Annotated in this window: 21 protein-coding genes and 1 pseudogene; 12 read left to right on the forward strand and 10 right to left on the reverse strand. The window is 65.9% G+C overall.

Annotation, left to right across the window (positions count from 1 at the left end):
• Positions 1–6: 6 nt before the first annotated feature.
• Entirely contained in the window at positions 7–720 is a 714-nt protein-coding gene (locus tag HGB10_09900) for a DUF2202 domain-containing protein (protein ID NTU72116.1), read from the reverse strand.
• A gap of 203 nt (positions 721–923) precedes the next feature.
• Here HGB10_09900 and HGB10_09905 point away from each other — a divergent pair, with 203 nt between their 5' ends.
• The 3 genes and pseudogenes from HGB10_09905 to HGB10_09915 all read left to right on the forward strand — a co-directional run bounded on the left by HGB10_09905 (position 924) and on the right by HGB10_09915 (position 1710).
• Positions 924–1070, forward strand: coding sequence for a redoxin domain-containing protein (locus tag HGB10_09905; GenBank protein ID NTU72117.1), 147 nt, complete (start codon positions 924–926; stop codon positions 1068–1070).
• A 6-nt stretch (positions 1071–1076) separates the two neighbouring features.
• Positions 1077–1403: pseudogene (locus HGB10_09910) on the forward strand (peroxiredoxin).
• A gap of 85 nt (positions 1404–1488) precedes the next feature.
• The gene (locus HGB10_09915; protein NTU72118.1) at positions 1489–1710 is read left to right on the forward strand and encodes a hypothetical protein; all 222 of its coding nucleotides are present in this window, start codon (positions 1489–1491) and stop codon (positions 1708–1710) included.
• A gap of 25 nt (positions 1711–1735) precedes the next feature.
• Here the strand turns inward: HGB10_09915 and HGB10_09920 are convergent, their stop codons facing one another.
• Genes HGB10_09920 through HGB10_09930 form a run of 3 tightly spaced genes read right to left on the reverse strand, consistent with a single transcriptional unit; the run spans position 1736 to position 2841 of the window.
• Entirely contained in the window at positions 1736–2176 is a 441-nt protein-coding gene (locus tag HGB10_09920; protein ID NTU72119.1) for a DUF2089 domain-containing protein, read from the reverse strand.
• Between the two features lie 15 nt (positions 2177–2191).
• Entirely contained in the window at positions 2192–2476 is a 285-nt protein-coding gene (locus HGB10_09925; protein ID NTU72120.1) for a hypothetical protein, read from the reverse strand.
• Positions 2473–2841, reverse strand: a complete 369-nt coding sequence (locus HGB10_09930) for a DUF2089 domain-containing protein (GenBank protein NTU72121.1) — start codon at positions 2839–2841, stop codon at positions 2473–2475. Before HGB10_09930 ends, HGB10_09925 begins: the two co-directional genes overlap by 4 nt.
• A gap of 169 nt (positions 2842–3010) precedes the next feature.
• Here HGB10_09930 and HGB10_09935 point away from each other — a divergent pair, with 169 nt between their 5' ends.
• From HGB10_09935 to HGB10_09955, 5 genes are all read left to right on the forward strand, one after another.
• Positions 3011–4633, forward strand: coding sequence for a DUF3459 domain-containing protein (locus HGB10_09935; protein NTU72122.1), 1623 nt, complete (start codon positions 3011–3013; stop codon positions 4631–4633).
• Entirely contained in the window at positions 4633–4926 is a 294-nt protein-coding gene (locus HGB10_09940) for a hypothetical protein (GenBank protein NTU72123.1), read from the forward strand. Before HGB10_09935 ends, HGB10_09940 begins: the two co-directional genes overlap by 1 nt.
• A gap of 135 nt (positions 4927–5061) precedes the next feature.
• Positions 5062–6564, forward strand: a complete 1503-nt coding sequence (locus HGB10_09945) for a 4Fe-4S binding protein (protein ID NTU72124.1) — start codon at positions 5062–5064, stop codon at positions 6562–6564.
• A 121-nt stretch (positions 6565–6685) separates the two neighbouring features.
• Positions 6686–7021 carry a hypothetical protein gene (locus HGB10_09950; protein ID NTU72125.1) on the forward strand — a complete coding sequence of 112 codons (336 nt, stop codon included), beginning with the start codon at positions 6686–6688 and terminating at the stop codon, positions 7019–7021.
• Between the two features lie 194 nt (positions 7022–7215).
• Entirely contained in the window at positions 7216–8628 is a 1413-nt protein-coding gene (locus HGB10_09955; protein ID NTU72126.1) for a sigma-70 family RNA polymerase sigma factor, read from the forward strand.
• 172 nt (positions 8629–8800) lie between these two features.
• Here the strand turns inward: HGB10_09955 and HGB10_09960 are convergent, their stop codons facing one another.
• Entirely contained in the window at positions 8801–10756 is a 1956-nt protein-coding gene (locus tag HGB10_09960) for a hypothetical protein (GenBank protein NTU72127.1), read from the reverse strand.
• 147 nt (positions 10757–10903) lie between these two features.
• On the opposite strand from HGB10_09960, the gene HGB10_09965 reads away from it, so the two are divergent.
• Positions 10904–11452: an HD domain-containing protein gene (locus tag HGB10_09965; protein ID NTU72128.1), complete on the forward strand. Its 549-nt coding sequence runs from the start codon at positions 10904–10906 to the stop codon at positions 11450–11452.
• 11 nt (positions 11453–11463) lie between these two features.
• On the opposite strand, the gene ygiD is transcribed toward HGB10_09965, so the two are convergent.
• On the reverse strand, positions 11464–12222 hold the full coding sequence (gene ygiD, locus HGB10_09970; protein NTU72129.1) for a 4,5-DOPA dioxygenase extradiol: 759 nt from the start codon (positions 12220–12222) through the stop codon (positions 11464–11466).
• 128 nt (positions 12223–12350) lie between these two features.
• Between ygiD and HGB10_09975 the strand changes: the two genes are divergently transcribed.
• Positions 12351–12962, forward strand: coding sequence for a hypothetical protein (locus HGB10_09975; protein ID NTU72130.1), 612 nt, complete (start codon positions 12351–12353; stop codon positions 12960–12962).
• Between the two features lie 40 nt (positions 12963–13002).
• Here HGB10_09975 and HGB10_09980 read toward each other — a convergent pair whose 3' ends face one another.
• Positions 13003–14694 carry an AarF/ABC1/UbiB kinase family protein gene (locus tag HGB10_09980; GenBank protein NTU72131.1) on the reverse strand — a complete coding sequence of 564 codons (1692 nt, stop codon included), beginning with the start codon at positions 14692–14694 and terminating at the stop codon, positions 13003–13005.
• A gap of 96 nt (positions 14695–14790) precedes the next feature.
• Positions 14791–15360, reverse strand: coding sequence for a PadR family transcriptional regulator (locus tag HGB10_09985; protein NTU72132.1), 570 nt, complete (start codon positions 15358–15360; stop codon positions 14791–14793).
• 121 nt (positions 15361–15481) lie between these two features.
• On the opposite strand from HGB10_09985, the gene HGB10_09990 reads away from it, so the two are divergent.
• Both HGB10_09990 and HGB10_09995 read left to right on the forward strand, forming a co-directional pair.
• A complete protein-coding gene (locus HGB10_09990) occupies positions 15482–15928 on the forward strand; it encodes a hypothetical protein (protein ID NTU72133.1) in 447 nt (148 codons plus the stop codon).
• A 120-nt stretch (positions 15929–16048) separates the two neighbouring features.
• The gene (locus HGB10_09995) at positions 16049–17110 is read left to right on the forward strand and encodes a L,D-transpeptidase family protein (protein NTU72134.1); all 1062 of its coding nucleotides are present in this window, start codon (positions 16049–16051) and stop codon (positions 17108–17110) included.
• Between the two features lie 23 nt (positions 17111–17133).
• Here HGB10_09995 and HGB10_10000 read toward each other — a convergent pair whose 3' ends face one another.
• Both HGB10_10000 and HGB10_10005 read right to left on the reverse strand, forming a co-directional pair.
• Positions 17134–17787: a DUF1211 domain-containing protein gene (locus tag HGB10_10000; GenBank protein ID NTU72135.1), complete on the reverse strand. Its 654-nt coding sequence runs from the start codon at positions 17785–17787 to the stop codon at positions 17134–17136.
• 122 nt (positions 17788–17909) lie between these two features.
• Positions 17910–18287 (reverse strand): hypothetical protein, encoded by a 378-nt coding sequence (locus tag HGB10_10005; GenBank protein NTU72136.1) that lies wholly within the window; start codon positions 18285–18287, stop codon positions 17910–17912.
• Positions 18288–18353: the final 66 nt, after the last annotated feature.

Raw genomic sequence — 18353 nt, forward strand, 5'->3', positions numbered from 1 at the left:
ATCTCGCTAGTTGCGGCCCGCGCCGCGGCCGGCACCGCGACCCGCACCGGCACCGGAGCCGCCGCTAGCACCCGCGCCGCCGCCGGCAGACCCAGCCAGCTGGTTGGTGAAGGCCCGCAGATGGTTGACCGAAGCGGCGCGCAGGTTCTCAAACGACGCGACCACGTCGGCCTCGTCGGTCCGAGCGATCCGGGTGTCGAGATCGGCGATATCGACTTCCTCGATGGCCTTGCCGACCTCGAATGCGTCGGTCAGTGAAGTCGAGCCCTTTGCTACGAGGTCGTTGTAGAGCGTCTGCAGCTCGGGGTAGGCGTACACGCCCGGCTTGGCACCGGCGGCCGGGTCGGCGACCTGGTAGCGGGCGAGCAGCGTCGCCATGGTGTCGGTGTGCTTCTGTTCACTCTTCCCGATGTTCGCGAAGACCGGGGTGCCCCACTTCTCGGCGAGTACGGTGTACACATCGTGGGCGAGACGCTCCTCCTCGCGCATGAAGCTCAGGTCCTCGGCGAGCTGTGCGTCGGCGACGGCAGCGGCATCGCTGACCACCGGGGTAGCGACGGCCGGCGCCGTGCGGGCTGCGACGGCTGCGACCGCCCCGCGTGCCCTGACGGCCAGACGGGCGTCATCGTAGTAAGCGGACGCGACGGTCGGTACTGCGAGCAGGAGTGCGAGCGATGCGGCCGTCATGAGGACGGCGGTGCGGTTCGATGTAGCGCTCATGCTGTTCACCTCCATGTGATGCGGGAGACTGTTTCTCCCGATGTAGTGAGCCTGAATCCGCCGCGTGAATACGGGGAGAACGTGAAGTGAGCGAGCTGTGCGCATTGGTTCGGCTGCCGCAGGCCCTCCGCGGAGGGGCCCGCTCGATCGAGGTGAACTGCGGTACATATAGAGGTAACGCCCGCCATCACGGAGGATCAGCCATGCCTGAAGCCAAGCAGCTCGAGATCGGCGACATCGCACCACCAATCAATGCCACCACCATCGGTGGCGACTCCTTCGACCTTGCCGAGCAACTCGGGAAGTACGTCGTCATCTGGTTCTTCCCGCGAGCGATGACGCCCGGTTGATGCCACGAGGCGAAGGACTTCCAGGCTAGGAAGTCGCAGTTCGACGAGCTCAACACCGTCATTCTCGGGGTCAGCGCCGACAAGCCGGAGCTCCAACAGAAGTTCGTCGATACGTTCAGTCTCGAGTACCCGCTCATTCCCGACCGCGAGAAGTCGATCATCGACGCGTACGGCGCCCGAGAGGTGCTCGGAATCGCGGCAAAGCGCCGAACCTTCGTGGTCGGGCCTGACGGCACGATCGCGCGCGTGTGGCTCAATGTGAAGGTCGAGGGTCATGCCGAGGCCGTGCTCACGGCAATCCGTGAGATGGAAGACGCTGGTTCCGCCGGATAGGCAGGATCCACGACATCGGTTGCCGCACCGTACCGTCCATGGCATTCTGCTGCGCATGCAAAATGCCCCAACACAAGGAGCGTCCATGGTTCGCACATCCCGCACAGCCCTCGCCGCGCTGCTCATCGCGCTGGCCGCCGCATCCTCGCTTCTTGGCGGGTGCGCGATGTTCAAGAAGGCGCCGATACTCACCAACGAGCAGCTCATGGCCGGAGTGATCGGCAAGGAGCACCCCGTGTCGCAGGAGAAGGCGACGTCGATGAGCTGCTCGTGTCACACCGAAGCTGCAGCGAAGGCCGGCAAGTAGCGCGTCTCACTGGCGCCTGCCGAGCTTATGCGCAGTAGACGCGCACCTTGTCGCCGTTGGCCGAGTCGACGCTGATCTCCATCTCGCGCAGGGCCTGTACCAGTTCGTCGATGTCCTCGGGCTTGAGGTTGGAGAAGTCGATGGACATGCCGTGCTCGGACATGGAGTCATTGATCTGGTCCATCGCCTGCGGCGGGATGAGCGACGTGAGTTTGAGGCCGGAGCGAACGAGCGCGATGGGGATCTTCACGTCCACGGTGTCGCCGTTTTCGGAGTTCACCTTCACGTACAGGAACTTGGGAAGCGCCTCGAGCAGGGGGGAGGGATCGCCCTTGATCGGCGACGAGCCTGCGTCGGTGCTCGCGCCCGTGCGGGAGTCGAGCGCGTCGAGCAGCCTTTCGGCCTCCTCGGCGGTGACCTTGCCTTCGGCGAGCATGTTCAGGATTCTGCTGCGGTCTTCACTCATCGGTAGCACTCCCCTTCATCGGACCGTCATGTTGACGGTCGTCGTTCCGTTGTTGATGCGGACGACCATCCCGCGTGTTTCGCACATGACTCCGAGACTGCGAACCAGCAGGACGGTGTAGTGGTGGTAACGCTGACCGATCACGATCAGTACGAAGTCGGTGAGAACGGTGCATACGAGTGCGAGGACGACGAGCACCAGCGCGAGCGGCCAGAGTAGGAACAGCGGCAACCACACGCGCACACGACGCCGGTCGGGCGGGGCGACCTCGAGGTCGAGGATGGCCGGGGGCAGCATCATCGCCGCAGCCTCTCGGCCGCCTCTTCTGCCGAGATCTCGCCGCGCTCGAGCAGGTCGAGCGCGTCGTCGGGCTGCGCTGCGGGAGCAGCCACGTCGATCTGGACGAGCTGCAACTGCTCGATGATGCGGTTGAGGCGGTTCTTCACTGTGGGGTAGCTGATCCCGAAGGCCTTCTCCATGTCCTTGATCGAGCCGTGGCTACGCAGAAACTCCGAGATGAAGACCTGATCCTCGTAGCGCAGCCGCGCCAGAGGCGGAAGCTCGAACTCACCTTGGATGCAGATGCCGGTTTCGAGGCGCACCTCGGTCACGAGGAACGCTCGTTCCGCAGTCAGATCGGTCAGCTCGTGCCACTCGTTGCTCATCAAGCGCTCCCTTGTTGTTGACTTGATGACACCGTTATAGATGCATGGCTTAAGAAAATCAAGTATCAACTTAGAAAACTGAAGTCCCGAGTCAATCAGGAGCGGGATGTTGTCGGTGGACTGAGGTATGCTTCTTGGGACACGAGATTGCGGGCAGGGGAGTCCTCGGTTGTCGAACCATCCATGGTGGAAGACGGGCGTGATCTACCAGATTCCGGTGGCCAGCTTCGCCGACTCAGACGGCGACGGTTACGGGGACCTGCGCGGCGTACGCGACAAGCTCGACCACCTGTCAGGTGCCGAGGGGTCGCTAGGCGTCGATGCGATCTGGCTCACGCCGATCAACCCGTCGCCCATGAGCGACTTCGGCTACGACGTTGCCGACTACAACGGCATCAACCCGCGCTTCGGCACGATGGCCGACTTCGACTCGCTTCTCGATGACTGTCACGAACGCGGCATCAAGCTGATGACCGATCTCGTACTCAACCACACCTCCGACGAGCACCCGTGGTTCACCGAGTCGCGCTCCTCGCGCGACAACCCCAAGCGCGACTGGTACGTCTGGCGTGACGGGAGGGGTGCGGGTCGGCCACCCAACCGATGGGTGTCGGTGGCCGAAGGCAGAGCGTGGCAGTACGACTCGGCGACGAAGCAGTACTACTACCATGCGTTCCTGCCGTTCCAGCCCGACCTCAACTGGCGAAACCCGCAGGTCAGAGCCGAGATGTTCGACGTGATGCGCTTCTGGCTCGACAAGGGCGTCGATGGCTTTCGGCTTGACCTCATCAACTTCCTCTACGAGGACGAGCAGTTCCGAGACAACCCGCGGCGCATCGGCCGGCGGCCGTACTTCTGGCAGGAACACATCTACGACCGTTCGCAGCCTGAGAGTGTCGAGGCCGTGCGCGAGATGCGGCGCATCGCCGATGGCTACGCCGACCGCGCGCTCATGGGCGAGGTCTTCACCGACGTCAGCGAGGACGTCGCCGAGTATCTCGGCGATGGCAACGACGCTCTGCACCTGTCGTTCTACCTCGACTTCGCCCGTCGCCGGTGGAACGCCGAGGGATTCCGTGAATCGGTGGGGTGGCTCGAGGCGAACCTGCCCACAGACGCGTGGCCCTGCTACTACCTCAACAATCACGACTTAGTGCGCTCCGTGAGCCGCCACGGCGGCGGCCCTCACGCCGACGCTCGAGCGAAGGTGGCGGCTGCGATGCTGCTCACCTTGCGTGGCACGCCCATCATCTACGCGGGCGAAGAGATCGGCATGCCCATGAGCAAGGTGCCGTGGCGCATCATGAAGGACCCGCTCGGCACGAGGTATTGGCCGCTCTCGCAAGGTCGCGACGGCGCTCGCACGCCGATGCAGTGGGACTGCGGGTACAACTCCGGCTTCTCGAGCGGCGAGCCGTGGCTGCCGGTCGATCCGTCGCATCCCGAGCGCAACGTCGCCACGCAGGAGGCCGACCCCGACTCGCTGCTCAACTGGTATCGGCGCGTCATCCGGCTTCGATCGGCGACACCCGCGCTCAACTCGGGGAGCTACCGAGCGATCGAAGACGTGCCACGAGGCGTCTACGCCTACGTCCGCCAGTCGGCCGCCGAGAAGTTCGCGGTCGCGCTGAACTTCACCGCACGGCCGCTGGGCCTGTACACAGCCGCGCTCGGTGCAGGGGACACGTGGCGTACCGCGATCTCGACGCATCGTGAGCCCGGCACCCCTGCAGACTCTGCGGCGATCGAGTTGCAGCCTCACGAGGTTCTGATCCTCGAGGCGATCGCCTGATGCGCGAGCCGTCGTGGGAGGAGTTCGAGGCCGCCGAGGACGACGGGCCGCCACTGTGGCACGAGCGGCCCCTCTTCCGGTTTCTGTGGCGAGTGGTCGCCGTGGTCCTTATCGTCGCGTTGTTGCTCTACTTCATCGTTCCGATCGGCGGCTTCATGGGCAGCATGTGGGAGCGCGTGAGACCGACACTCGAGCGCTTGCAGGTGATCCCGCTCGCGCCTGAACCGGTGACGCCACCCAAGACCCAGGTGCGGCTCACTCGACCGGGGTCAGTTCAACGCATCCCTGTGTGATACCCTAAGGGGTATACGTACGCTCCCTCAGCGGCTGGCGCGTGTTCGATGAATGCGCCGACGCTTCGACCGACCGAAGGAAAATCGAGTGGCCGATGGCGTCACACGGTGTGCGATGAGGCGGTTGGTGTCAGCGTGACCTTCTCACGATCACGCGTTCGCCGGGTCGTTCAACTGCTGCTCCTGCTGGCCTTCGCGGGGCTGACCGTGAGTGCCCTTGAGTTCGGCGAGGCGTGGCTGCCGTCAAGCCTGTTCTCGCGGCTTGACCCCTTGGTGGGCTTGGCGGCCACATTGGCCTCGCGTGCGTTCATCATGTTCTGGGCGGCATCGCTGCTCACGGTGCTGTTCACGATCGCCTTCGGCCGCGCCTGGTGTGGGTGGATCTGCCCGCTCGGGACGGTGCTCGACGTCATGCCGGCACCCGAGCGGTTTCGCAGGAAGCTGTCACCGCGATGGAGCATCGGAAAGTTCGCCACATTAGCATTTGTGCTGGTGGCAGCCCTGTTCGGCAACCTCGGGCCAATGATCCTCGACCCGATCACAATCGTCATGCGCCCGCTTCAGGAGCTCGGCAGGCCATTCGTCGGAAGCGATGCGCTGAGCCAGAGCGTCGGCGTGGACCTAGGCCGGGACTTCGTGCCGTCGGTCGCATTCCTCTCGCTGGCGCCTCTGCTCCTCGTGCTGGCCCTCAACCTGTTCGAGCGCCGTCTGTGGTGCCGCGGTCTGTGCCCGCTCGGAGGTCTGCTCGGGTTGGTCTCGAAGTTGCCGGGCGTACGGCGACGCGTGGACACCGATGCCTGCACATCGTGCGCGCGCTGCAGCAAGGTCTGCCCGACCAGCGCCATCGACCGTGACGGCGGATTCAACTCAGACCCGGCTGAATGCATAGCCTGCCTGTCGTGCACCGACGCGTGCCAAACGCACGCGAACGCCTTCGGTGTCGAAGTCCCGCGGCTGGCAGTGCCGAGGTTCGAGCCCTCGCGCAGGGATGCTCTCGTGGCGGCAGGTGCCACCGGGATGGGACTGGCGGTAGCGCTGATCCTCGCCGCGCAGGCGCACGCAGAGATCATGCGCCCCCCGTCCACCGATGAGTCCAGACTCGCCCGCCTCTGCGTGAGGTGCGGTGCTTGCTACGGCGACTGCCCTACCGGTGCCCTGCGCCCCAGCGTGTCGTTCGGCTCGGAGGCGGGTCCGTGGACCCCGATGCTCGACGAGCGGCCGCCTCATTGCTCACTGAACTGCAACCTCTGTGCGAAGTCCTGCCCGACCGATGCCCTACACACGCCCACGGAGGACGAGGTGTTGGCGCAGGGGCTTGGTGTGCGGGCAGAGGTCGACCGAGATCGCTGTCGCGCGTGGGCTTCCAACCGGCAGTGCATGGATTGTCAGAAGGTCTGCCCGATCGCGGGTGCGATTCTGGGAGAGGAGAGACCCGCTGATCTGCCTTCGCATGGCGGAAGGCGAGTGCTGGTGCCGGTCGTCGATACCAAGCTGTGCATCGGCTGCAATCTGTGCGCGACCGCTTGCGTCGTGCGTCCCGCCGCCATCGGAGCGCCGCTGCCGCCGCATTCCGATACGCCACAGCCGCGTCATATGGGCATGCCGCCGGCGATGAGGGATGCGATCGGCGAGCAGTAGCTCTCGGCCCGGGCCTGCAGGCGCCCAGCGACTCCACATCAATTCTTCGCGCGAGGTGTAAGAAACCCACTCCTCGTTCGACTTCAAGGTGTAGGCACATCGGAGAAGTGGAGTGGTTGAGATGAAGAGATTCACATTGCTGGCCGTCTCGCTCATGGTCGCGTCGCTCATGGTCGCCGGGTCTGCAGCGGTTGCCGGTGCCCGCACGATGGATCGCACCCGCGATCAACTCAAGGACGGCAGTTGCGTCGCTGCAACTCAGCTCAAGGTCCGCGATCAGCTGAAGGACGGATCGTGCGTGGCGGGTATCCAGCTCCGCACCCGCGACCAGCTCAAGGATGGCAGCTGTGTCGCAAAGCTGCAGAAGCGCACCCGTAGCCGGCTCAAGGACGGTAGCTGTCTGGCGGGTATCCAGCTCCGCACTCGCGATCAGCTCAAGGACGGCAGCTGCGCATAGCACGCGTTCGATGCTCTGACCTGTGATCACACTTCCGTTGGTGAGTGAGTGTACGGGGGACGCGAATCGGCCGGCCGGCCCGGTACACGGGCGGTCGGCCGAGGGCGTCACCGTCGTGGATTCGCAATTCACGGTGCACGCTCTCTGTGGGGCTGGACGCGAGGTACATACTAGAACGTGCGAGGAGGCGAAGAATGAGCGTTGCACGCGATACGGTTGCCGGGCTTGCAGTCCGTCGGAACTCTGACGGTAGGCTGCTCGATCACGCGCTTCGTGGCGATGCCGTCGCCTTCTCGGAGATTCACCGGCGGTACAGCGGGCGCGTGTTCGCATTCTGTCTGGCGCGGCTGATGTCAGTCGATGCGGCGCAGGACGCAACGCAGGAGGTCTTCTTGCGTCTCCTCAACGCAGACGCTGATGGCGTCCGCTCGATCTCGGGCTGGCTCTTCGGGGTCGCTCGACACGTCTGCATCGATGTCACTCGGTCTCGCCAGCGCATCGTGCCGACAGACGCCGCCGAGCTGGAAACCGAAGTCGCCGCCACAGCGGTGCACTTCTCGGCTGAAGACGAGGCGCTCTCGAAGGCCCAGGCCGACGATGTGTTCTTGGCGCTGCGTCGTATGCGACCGCGGTATCGCACCGTGCTGGTGATGCGTGAGCTGCATGGCCAGTCGGTATCCGAGATCGCGGAGGCGCTCGCGGTGAATACCGGAGCCGCCTACACCCTGCTCAGTCGTGCCCGCGATGCGTTTGGCAAGGCGTACGCCCGCACACGAGATCTTCCAGGGGCATGTCGCGAGGCGGTCGAGCTCCTCTACCGGGAAACGGGTTCCGGAATCTCGAACACGGAGTCCGAGAAGCTGCAATCGCATGTCGCGACATGCGCAAGCTGCAGTCTAGAAGCGCGCAATGCCAAGGGCCGTCCGCTGTTCGGCGGCCTGTTGCCGCTGCTCCCACTGACCTGGCGAGAGCCCAAGGGGCTGCTCGCGCGCGCTCTCGGCACCCTTGGGGAAGCCGCGCCCTCGATTGGAGCGGCGGCACCGTCTGGACCCATGTTCGCCTCCTGGACACTGCCGCTGGCTGCGAGCGTGGTGGCGGCGTCGCTCTTGGCGGGCACGGTCTCTCTTCCTGCCCAGCGTGCGGATTCATCCGCTGTCGGCAATGCCGGTCGCACCGTGGCAGGGTCGATGATTGTGGTTGCCGCTACGGATTCGACGACGGTCACGAGACGGGCCCGTGCAGGCGACCTGAGGGAGCAGTTGCTCCTCCAACGCGACGCCCGCCTTCGAGTAGGTCAGACGGGCGCCGAGGGCGTCGCTGCTCAGACGCGACTGCGGGGATCGGGGGGCAACGTCTCGGCTCAAACTGATCAGCCGACTGCGGGGTCGGGCTCCGGTCGCGGCAAGCACGCATCGGGTGCAGGGGCGATTACGGCGAAGGATGCCAAATCATCGCCGGTCATGGATGCCGGTTCGTCCGGCGGGGCTGCGAAAGGACTCCCATCTGGTGGGACGATGGGCGCCGGCACCGCCGGGAACGCGCAACCCGGAGGGGTGGAAGCTGGTTCGAGCGGCGGAGCATCCGCGGGCGGTGTCGAGGCTCCCTAGGGGCTTCCAGGCACGTCGATATGCGATGGTGGCCACCGCAGCTCACCCGCACTACCCAGGGCGCGAACCCGCACTGACGCCGCACCAAACCCGCAGCTAGGATGCCGTAACCCGCAGCTACCCCGCAGTTACCCCGCAGTAGACTGTGGTGTGTGCCGCAGCTGAGCACGGGTCACTCGGGAGCATCCTCTTCGCACTCGCCGCCGAACTCGCAGTTCACCTCGTACGTGGCGTTGGGATCGGTAGCGGAGCGGGCGCGCCGCACCACGAGTCCCTGCGCTGCGAGCGCCGCAAGTGTGCGCTGCACCGTGCGCCGATCCTTGAGCCCCGATATCTCGAGTACCTCGCTGACCTTCGTCCGTCCGTGTCGCGCGACGATGTCGAAGATGCGCCGCTGGGACGCCGGCAGCGCATTGACGACCTCGGCGGGCAGGGGGCTATCGACATCGTGCGACGGCGGCGTCGCGTCCGCCTTGGGGCCCAGACTGTAGTAGGCGTCGGTACCGGTGCCGTGCTGGATAAGCCACCCATCCCGGACGAGGCGGCGTAACCGCTTCTCGGTCTGGCTGTCTTGCTCGAGACTGAACGACGCATAGTCTGAGGCTGCTATCCGCCCGACTCGGCGGGCATACACCAGCGCCTTCTGCATGTCCGGGTCGAGCGAAGCGGCGCCGATTTCATGTAGCCACGCCTCGGGATCTGTCTCCTCGGCGGGCCTGAACCTCAGGATGACGGTGAAGGAAGTTTCGCTGTTTCGGAACTCCGGCGGAGGCAGATGGCCCTCCTCCATCGAGCTGTACATGTTGTCGATTCCCAGGCCGTGCCGCTCAACGTATCCAAGGTCTCGGAGGATGTCTGCGACACGGGGGTTACGCGCGTAGGACTCGGTGAGGATGTTCTCGACCGTGACAGGTCCGGGAAGGCCGCCCGGGCTTTGGACCTCGAGTCGGTCGGCGAAAAGTCGCACCTGGATGTTGGCGCCCACGAGGCTGTAGTCGCGATGGCAGACGGCGTTGACCATCGCCTCTCGCAGGGCGAACAGCGGGACGGCCGGCAACTCCTCAAGCCTGAAGCCATCTGCGAGCACGCCGGGCGCCAAGCGCTCCTTGTGGAGCCGCTCCATTCGCGCGATCAGCTGCGTGATGGTGCCTGTTACCTCCTCGGTATAGCGATAGGCGACCTTCTCTCCGGTCGTGGCGACTGCGACGCCCGGGAACTCGACGAAGCGTACCTTCGACTGCACGAGCAGGCGCTCGGGCCGCTTCGCGAAGAAGAGCGCACCCAACACCGTCAGACGCTCGCGGCCGGAGGGGCCCGACACGGCCTTGAGCTCACGCATCGCATCGATCAAACCGACATCCGAGACACCGCCGGCCGAGCGCCTCCGAGTGGGTCCGCGCAGGTACTCGCGAACGAGCTCGGTGTCGAGGTCGGCCGTTGAGGTGCCCGGCAAGGCGGTCAGTTCGTACTCGAGAGGGGCCACAGCCGACTCGTCGGTATCGAGATCCCTGGCTCCGGACGCCCGCCGTGCGCTTGCGCGCTCGGCGGTAGCCGCGTACGTGCCGCCGTAAGGTTCATCGGCGGGTTCGGAATAGACGGGCTCCGGCGCGGGGCGTGATGACGACGCGGGATCGACCACTGCGGGCACCTCGGCGGTCCACGCAGGCGTTTCGGGTTCATCGGTGGCGGGTGCCACCAGTGGCACCGCAGCGGCCGGTTGGAACCGTCGGCGCAGTGCAGCCCGCTGAATCGAATCGAGTAGTAGGTCGATGTGTTCGGGCGACTCGGACGGGAGCTCGATGACGAGCAGCCGGTGCAGTGACTGCCGCGACTCCTGCGCCTCGGCGCCACGGGCCTCGCCTTGACCGGCAAGCGAGGCGAAGCGAAGCGCGAGTGTCTCGACCTCGGGCTGAAGCAGCACCCACTTCACGCGTTGGCGGTCTGTGAAGATGCCTTCGCGCAGGTCAGAAGCACAACGCACGGCGAGTCCGGTGAGGCCGGGACCCTGAGGGGGCTGTGCGCCGGTCGCGGCGGCAGCAGGTGCGGAATCGCTGTTCTCGGGCACGCCGGAGTCCTTGGATGTAATGGACGGCGAGATCTTCGCCCAGACGGCCTCAAGGAACTTCACGAACCCCCCTTGCCAGCAGCGACGCCTTCATGCCGCTCGGCCCACGCACCCGAGCATTGATAAGGTTAGCATCTGACGGTCGGTCGCTTCGTGTTCGTGTCAGACCCGCGTGGCATACTCGCCTCGTCGAGACAGGGAGGTCACCGTATGCGTTCGGGTTCCGATGACTCTGCAACTCCATTCACCTGCGAGATCGACCCCACGTGGTTCATCCGGCCGGATGGCCACGACGCTTCGCGCACCATTCATGGCATCGGTCACACACAGCGCGTGTGGACGCATGCGATGGCGCTCGCCGATGATCTGGGCGTGGCGGCATGGCAGCGCGAGGCGCTGCACTACGCGGCGCTGTGGCACGACATCGGTCGCACGCACGACGGCGCAGACTACTATCACGGCGCGAAGAGCGCCGGGCGCGTGATCGGTCTCGAGCTGCACCTTGGGATCGACGACCTCGTGCGCGAGGTGGCTCTCTTCGTGGTGACTCACCACTGCGGCAGTGAGGAGCACGCGAAACTCGGGGCCGGGTGGCTACCGGAGCCAGATGATTCATGGACGGTGTTCAAGATCCTCAAGGACTCCGACGCACTTGACCGCGTCCGCCTCGGCGACCTCAACCCCGACCTGCTTCGGTTTCAGGAGTCCCGTGGCCGCATCCCCATCGCGCACGAGATGCTGCGGGAAAGCGAGGACTGAGCGGTCAGCGCTCAGCCCAATCGCACGCAGCGCATCGACATGCTGCCCATATTCACGCCGGCATGCGGGAACGTGACGGCGTCGTGCTCATCGCGCATCGCCGCGGTGTAGAGGAGTGGCAGGTAGTGGTCGTTCGTCGGCACCGAGAGGCGCGCCATGGTACCGGCGGACTCGTAGTCGACCAGCGCGCGATCGTCGCCACGCACCAGCGCGTCGGCGATCCAAGCGTCAAACTCCTCGGCCCAGGGCTTGGGCGTGGCGTTCGGCTCCCAACTGACGCCGGCGAAGCTGTGCACGATGTTGCCGCTTCCGATCACGAGAACTCCCGCGTCACGCAGGGGAGCCAGTTTGCGCCCGAGGTCGAAGTGGTGAGCCGGGGGAGCGTCGGCATCGAGAGAGAGCTCGAACACGGGTACGTCGGCACCGGGCCACATGTGGCGCAGCACCGTCCACGATGCGTGATCGAGGCCCCACGACTCGTCGGGACGTGCCTCGGGTAGCAGTTCACACACGAGTTCTGCGCCCTCAGGCGAGCCGGCGGCGGGATACTCGACTTCGTAGAGTTCGCGGGGGAATCCGCCGAAGTCATGGATCGTGCGTGGAGTAGCCGACGCGAGCACGTGCGTTCCCCGCGTGAGCCAGTGCGCGGACACGACCAGCACCGCCTTCGGGCGCGGCAGGTCGGCCGCAAGTGTGGACAGGCTGCGCGTGAAGGCGTTGTCCTCGAGTGCGTTCATCGGATTGCCGTGGGCCAGGAACAGCGCGGGCATGCGCGCTGTGGTATCGGTGTGGTCGGTCATGGGTGCCTCCAGAGTCGGCATCGAAGCCAGGGTGAGCCCGAAGCGCAAGGCGCGTGCCAAGCGTCGCACACTCACGCCGGGCACGCGGATGCGCGAGAATGGCCGAGAAGAGCGAGCGTTCTGTGGTCGAGCCTCAGGAAGAGGTGGCACGCGTGACGGATCGGGACTCGACAGCGCCGCGCACCGGCGCCCCGCGACTGACCGATGAGCAGGTTCGCGCCATCGCCGAGTCCATCGCCGCTGGCGAGCGCCACACCACCATCGCACAGCGATTCGGAGTCTCGGTCGAGAGCATCGGCGCCATCAAGAGCGGCAAGCGCCGCGCCGACGCCCTCGACGACGACCTGCGTGAGCGCATGCGGACGGCATCCCCGGGAGGCATGGCGCTGGACGCCGACTCGGCGCGCGCGGTCATGGTCGCGCTCGAAGCGGGTCGCGCCGGCGCCGAGATCGCGGCCGAATTCGGCATCAGCGCGAGCATGGTCAGCGCGATCAAGCACGGTCGCGCGTGGGCCGAGCTCGACCCCGAGCTACCGTCGCGCCTCGCCGCCACCTCGCGGCGCGGGAAGGCCCTCACCGCCGAGCAGGTCGTGGCGATTCGCGAGCGCCTTGCCACCGGCAAGTCGTCGCGTAAGGTCGCGGCGGAGTTTGGCGTCTCGGCGAGCACCGTGCTGGCGATCGCACGCGGTGCCACCTGGGCTGACGCGTAGCGGGCGCATCTGTGCAATCGGTGTGGACTCCACCGGTCCGCTAGCGCCCCGGGTGACCTCCTCGGCCACCCATCATCGTGCCGATCAGCGGCAGGAGCGATCCCGCCATGAGCCACTTCGCGAGCGTCGGCTCGGTGGGGTAGAGGATGGCGCCTGCGATGAGCAGCGCCGCAAAGATGAGCGCTCCGGCGAGTCGACCTACTGCGCGCTCAACGCCACGCACGCGCATGTTGAGCAGCGGCGTTTGTACGTTGAGGTCGCCGCGCTCCATGAGCGTGAGCACACGGTCGGCTCGACCGGGCAGTCCGACGGCGGTCTGGAAGACCTTGGTCGCCTCGGCGAGGAACGTCTGGACGGTGCTGTCACCCTCCTCGGAGACGAGCTTGCCCGCGTACGGAGCCAGCGAGGTCCACAGGTTGAACTCGGGATCGAGGCCGGTGCACATACCTGAGAGAATCGCGATCGAGCGACCGAGCAGAAGCAGATCCTCGGGTAGCTGGAACGGCAGGTCGAGAAGCAACTCCTGGAACTGCAGCCCGAAGCCCACGAGCTCCTTGTGGTCGATCGATCGCAGATCGCCCATGCTCATTCCGCCGAAGCGCTCGAACACCTGCATGCTGGCTATCTCGATGAGCTTGAGGTCGGCGCTGGGGAGGAGCACTCCGAGCGTCTTGAAGCTGCGAACGAGGCGCGGCCCGTCTTGCGTGCCGATGGCGATGAGCGCCTCGCGCAACCCGGCGCGCAGGTTCTCCGGTACGTGACCCATCATCCCGAAGTCGATGAACGTCAGCCGCCACTCGCGGTTGCCCGCCTCGTCGAATGAGTCGAGGGGGGTGACGAAGAGGTTGCCGGGGTGCGGGTCGGCGTGGAAGAAGCCGTCGTCGAAGATCTGCTGCATATAGGTTTCGACGAGCACCGCCGCAACGGCGGCGCGGTCGATGCCGGCCTCGGTGATCGCTTCGTAGTCGCCGAGCCGTATCGCGCTCACGTCCTCGAGGACCAGCACCCGTCGGGTGGTGCGCTCCCACACGATGCGCGGCACGCGCACGCGGGGGTCGCCTGCGAAGGCCGCCGCGAACTGCTCGGCGTTGCTCGCCTCGGCGAGGTAGTCGATCTCGGCACGAGTGGTCGTCGCGAACTCCTCGACGAGCGCGTCGACGTCGGCGCGGCTGCTCACCGGCTTGTAGCGGCGCAGCCACCCTCCCACGCGGCGCAGCGCGGCAAGGTCGACCTCGACCACGGCCTCGATGTAGGGCCGCTGCACCTTGACGACGACCTCCGAGAAGCCCTGCTCGGCGGAGTCGACATCCAGCAAACGTGCGCGGTGCGCCTGCCCGAGGGACGCCGCCGCCAGCGGGTTCTCGTCGAAGAAGGCGAACTGCTCCGAGAGCGCGGAGCCCAGCTCGGCCTCAGCCTGCGCTCGGATGGCCTCGAAGGGCTCGGGCGGGACCTCGTCTTGCAGCCCCGCGAGCTCCTCGGTGATCTCCGGTGGCAGGACGTCGAGCCGTGCCGAGAGGAACTGCCCCACCTTGATCATCAGCCCACCCATGCGGATGGCCAGAGCCCGGAAGCGAACGGCGGTGCGGCGGTTGCGCTCGGTGCGACCTCGCGCCGCCATGCGGCCGAGCCCGATGCGGCGCAGGAAGATCTCCCAGAATATGAAGCCGAGGGTGACTCGGCCGAAGAAGAACACGATGCGCCAGTAACGAGCGCGCAGTTCTGACGCCTTCATTCGTCCTCCGGTGGTGCGTCGTGTGAAGCGAACGGGCTGCGAGCGAACCGTTCCGGTGGGGGCGCAGGAGCGCCCCGTGCCGGTCGCGGTGCGTGCCTAGTCCTCCGAGAGAATCGCGTAGAGCTTCTTGCGTGTCTCGGTCATGACTTCGATACCCGCCGCGATCTGCTCGGCGGAGCCGGTCTTGCCGATCTGGAACGCGGCGGCCATGAACTTGCCGACCGCCTCACGATACCCTGCGACTCCCGTGCCGCTCTGCGCGGCGTCTTCCCAGGGGGCGGGCTGGTCGGCGGTCTCGGCGACTGCCGCGATGCCGGCCTCGGTCAGGCTGAAGACCTTCTTGCCGGCGGTCTCCTCGGCGACGATGAGTCCCTCGTCGGCAAGCAGCTGGAGGGTGGGGTAGACCGAACCGGCGCTGGGGCTCCACGCGCCGTCGCTGCGGGCCGAGAGCTCCTGGATGATCTGGTAGCCGTGCATCGGCGACTCGGAGAGTAGTCGCAGGACGGCGGCGCGAACATCGCCGCGGCGGGCGCGGCCGGGGCCGCCGAAGCCGTGGGGGTGCATGCCGGGACCGAACGGGGGGCGGAAGCCGCGCATCCCGAATCCACCGAAACCGTGCTTGCCGTGACCGCAGGACTTGCCGTTGTGATCGTGGTGAGTGTGCATCGAGTGTCCTTTCATCGTGACGATTGCGATATATCGCTATCTGTCGCGACACAATAGCACGGATGGTGCCAAGTCATGGCTTGCGCGTTACGAAAACCGTTCGGTGGGATACCTTCACCCCATGCGCATTTCGATCGCTGACACCTTCCTCGACGCTCTGCGCGCGCTCGATCCGGTCGATGCGCGCCGTGCGTCCGCGTTCGCGGAGAAGTTGGTCCTCGCGCCCGAGATCGGCCGTATGCGGCCTGAGATCGTTCACGAGGCTCGCGATCGCGCGGTCCGTTCGATGCGCGTCACGAAGGATATGCGCACCATCGCGCATCTGGCGGGCGAGCGGTTGCTGCTGCTCTTCGTTTCGCGCCATGACGCTGCGTACGCATGGGCTCGTGACCACTGCATCGAGTGCATCGTCACCGGCGAGGAAGTGCGCGTTCGAGTGAGTGAGATTGATGAGACCGGCACTCCGGAACTCGAGCCGATCGTCGATTGTCGGGCATGTGTCGTCGAGACGCTCGACGAGTTGCGCGCGCTCTTCTCGGAGTACGGCGTGCCGCTCGCCCAGAATTGATTCGAATCCAGCGCCTCCGCGGCATGGCTCGTGCTTACGCCACCTCTAAGGGAACAGTACTCGCGCGCGACCCCGCGTCCGTGCGACACTGAATCATTGCCACTGCCGGGAGGAACGCGCATGCAAGCTCCGAGCACCGCACGCCGAGTGCTTCTCGTACTGCTGTCGACACTCGTGCTCATGCTCTCAGCGACGCTCGCCTTTGCCGTCGTCTTCGACTACCAGGCCCGAGGTCTCGTGCCCAACGGCGTCACCGTTGTCGGTGTCGACCTCAGTGGGATGACCGAGTCGGCTGCGCGCGAGGCCATCGAAGACGCTGTCTCCACGCCGATGATGCGTCCGGTCACGGTGACCGGGGACGCCAAGACCTGGACTCTCGACCCGCAGAACTACGTCACCATCGACACCGACGCGATGCTTGCTGAGGCGTACTCGCCGCGTCGTGCCGCCACGCTCGCCCAGAGGCTCAACAGCCAGGTGACCGGCTCGGAGTTGCCGGTCGATGTGCAGCCCGTGTACTCGGTCGATGCAAGCGCAATCGCAAGCTGGGTGACCGAGACGGCAGCGCAGGTCGACCGCAAGCCCAAGAACGCGTCGCGCAAGATCGTCGACTACAAGTTCAAGATCAAGAAGTCGGTGCCCGGCGCACGACTGGATCAGGCCGCTACCGCAGCGACCATCACCGCCGCTCTTTCGGCGGACGCAGCGCTCAACTCCGACACCCGTATCGTGAGTCTGCCAATCAAGCCAATCAAGGCCAAGATCCACGAGAAGGACTTCAAGACCGCGATCATCGTGTCGCTCTCACAGTGCAAGATCCGCCTGTACAAGGGCGACAAGCTGGTCAAGACCTACCTGTGTGCTCCCGGACGGGCCGCGTTCCCCACGCCGACCGGCGACTTCAAGATCATGCGTAAGCTGCGCTACGCGCCGTGGATCAACCCGGGCAGCGACTGGGCGAAGAGCATGCCTGCGGTCATCCCCGCTGGCCCGAGCAACCCAATGGGTGTCACGAAGATCGGGATCAACTACCCCGGCATCTACATGCACGGCATCCCCCCTGGAGAGTTCGGCAGCATCGGGACCCACGCCAGCCATGGCTGCATGCGCATGATGCCGAGCACCGTGCTCGACCTCTACGGTCGCGTGAAGGTCGGCGATCCGGTCTACATCCGACCGTAGCGCGTTCGCTGAGCTCGGCTAAGCTACGCGCGCCGGCGCTGGAGCTTGCTCCAGTCACCGCCGATCGCCGGATCGATGACGAAGTGGACCACCGCCACGAGCCACCAGAGGCTTGTGGCGATCGCGGGACTCCACACGGCGACCACCATCGACGCGGCGAACACCGCCGGGGTGAGCCCCGCCTTGATCAGCGACGTGCGCATGTCGACGTCGGGTTGGGTCAATCCGGCTCGTTTCGCGTACACGATTAGCCCGAGGATCGACAGGCCGGTCAGCGTCATCGCTCCCGCGTAGATCTCGACGCCGAGGGTGGTGTCGCCGTACTCGGCGACGATCTGCGTCGGGATCGGCAGCAGGACCACGAAGAACAGCACCAGCAGGTTGAGCCACACGATCGAGCCATCGAGGCGCTCGACTTTGCGCAGCAGGCTGCGATGCGCGACCCAGTATCCGCCGATGACGACGAAGCTCAGCATGAACGCGAACAGGTTGGGGAGCAGCGCGGGAAGCTGCGGTGCGAGTGGCAGGGCATCGGCACCCAAACCGGGGTCGGGAAGCCGCACGTCGAGCGCGAGCAGCGTGATGGCGATTGCGAACACGCCATCCGAGAAGTTCACGAACCGGTCGAACGCACGCTTTGTCGCCTCAGCAGACTCGGTCGCGCTTCGGTCGGTCACGTCGTCTCCCCCCGTCGCGGTCACCGGCGTCATCGTAGCGCGCTCGATGCGCTCCGTACCAGAGAAGTCTCGGCGGGATGGGAACCGCCTCGAGTGCCGTTGGGCGGGAGCGAGTGCGGCTGCTAGTACACCGTGAACTCGCGCCAAGCACTGTTCTTGCCGCGATGATCGCCATCGGCGTGGCGGAACCGCAGGCGGTAGCGTCCGGTTCGGCCAACGCGCAGCGACTTGGACCAGCCGCCCGTGCCATCGTTGAGGTTATCGGGAGTGGTCCGGTAGTGGACCCAGTGTCCGTTGGTACGCCGCTCGATCCGGATGCTCACGCTGCTTGTGCCGATCTGCTTCGGTGAGACGCTGCCGCGCCAGACGTAGGCCTTGCGGTGTGAAAGACGCGTCTTGCCGGCGCTCGGCGTGCCAAGGGTGGAGGCGCGCGGGGTCAACGTCGGCGTCTGGACGGCTGATCCGCCGCTCTTCCACGCCGAGTACGCGGCGTTGAGCATAGGCACGAACTCCGTTGTCGCTACCGTGTCGCCCGCCGCCGACGGGTGCGAGTCGCCCGTTGGGTA

The sequence above is a fragment of the Coriobacteriia bacterium genome, from assembly GCA_013334745.1.
Taxonomy (GTDB): Bacteria; Actinomycetota; Coriobacteriia; order Anaerosomatales; family JAAXUF01; genus JAAXWY01.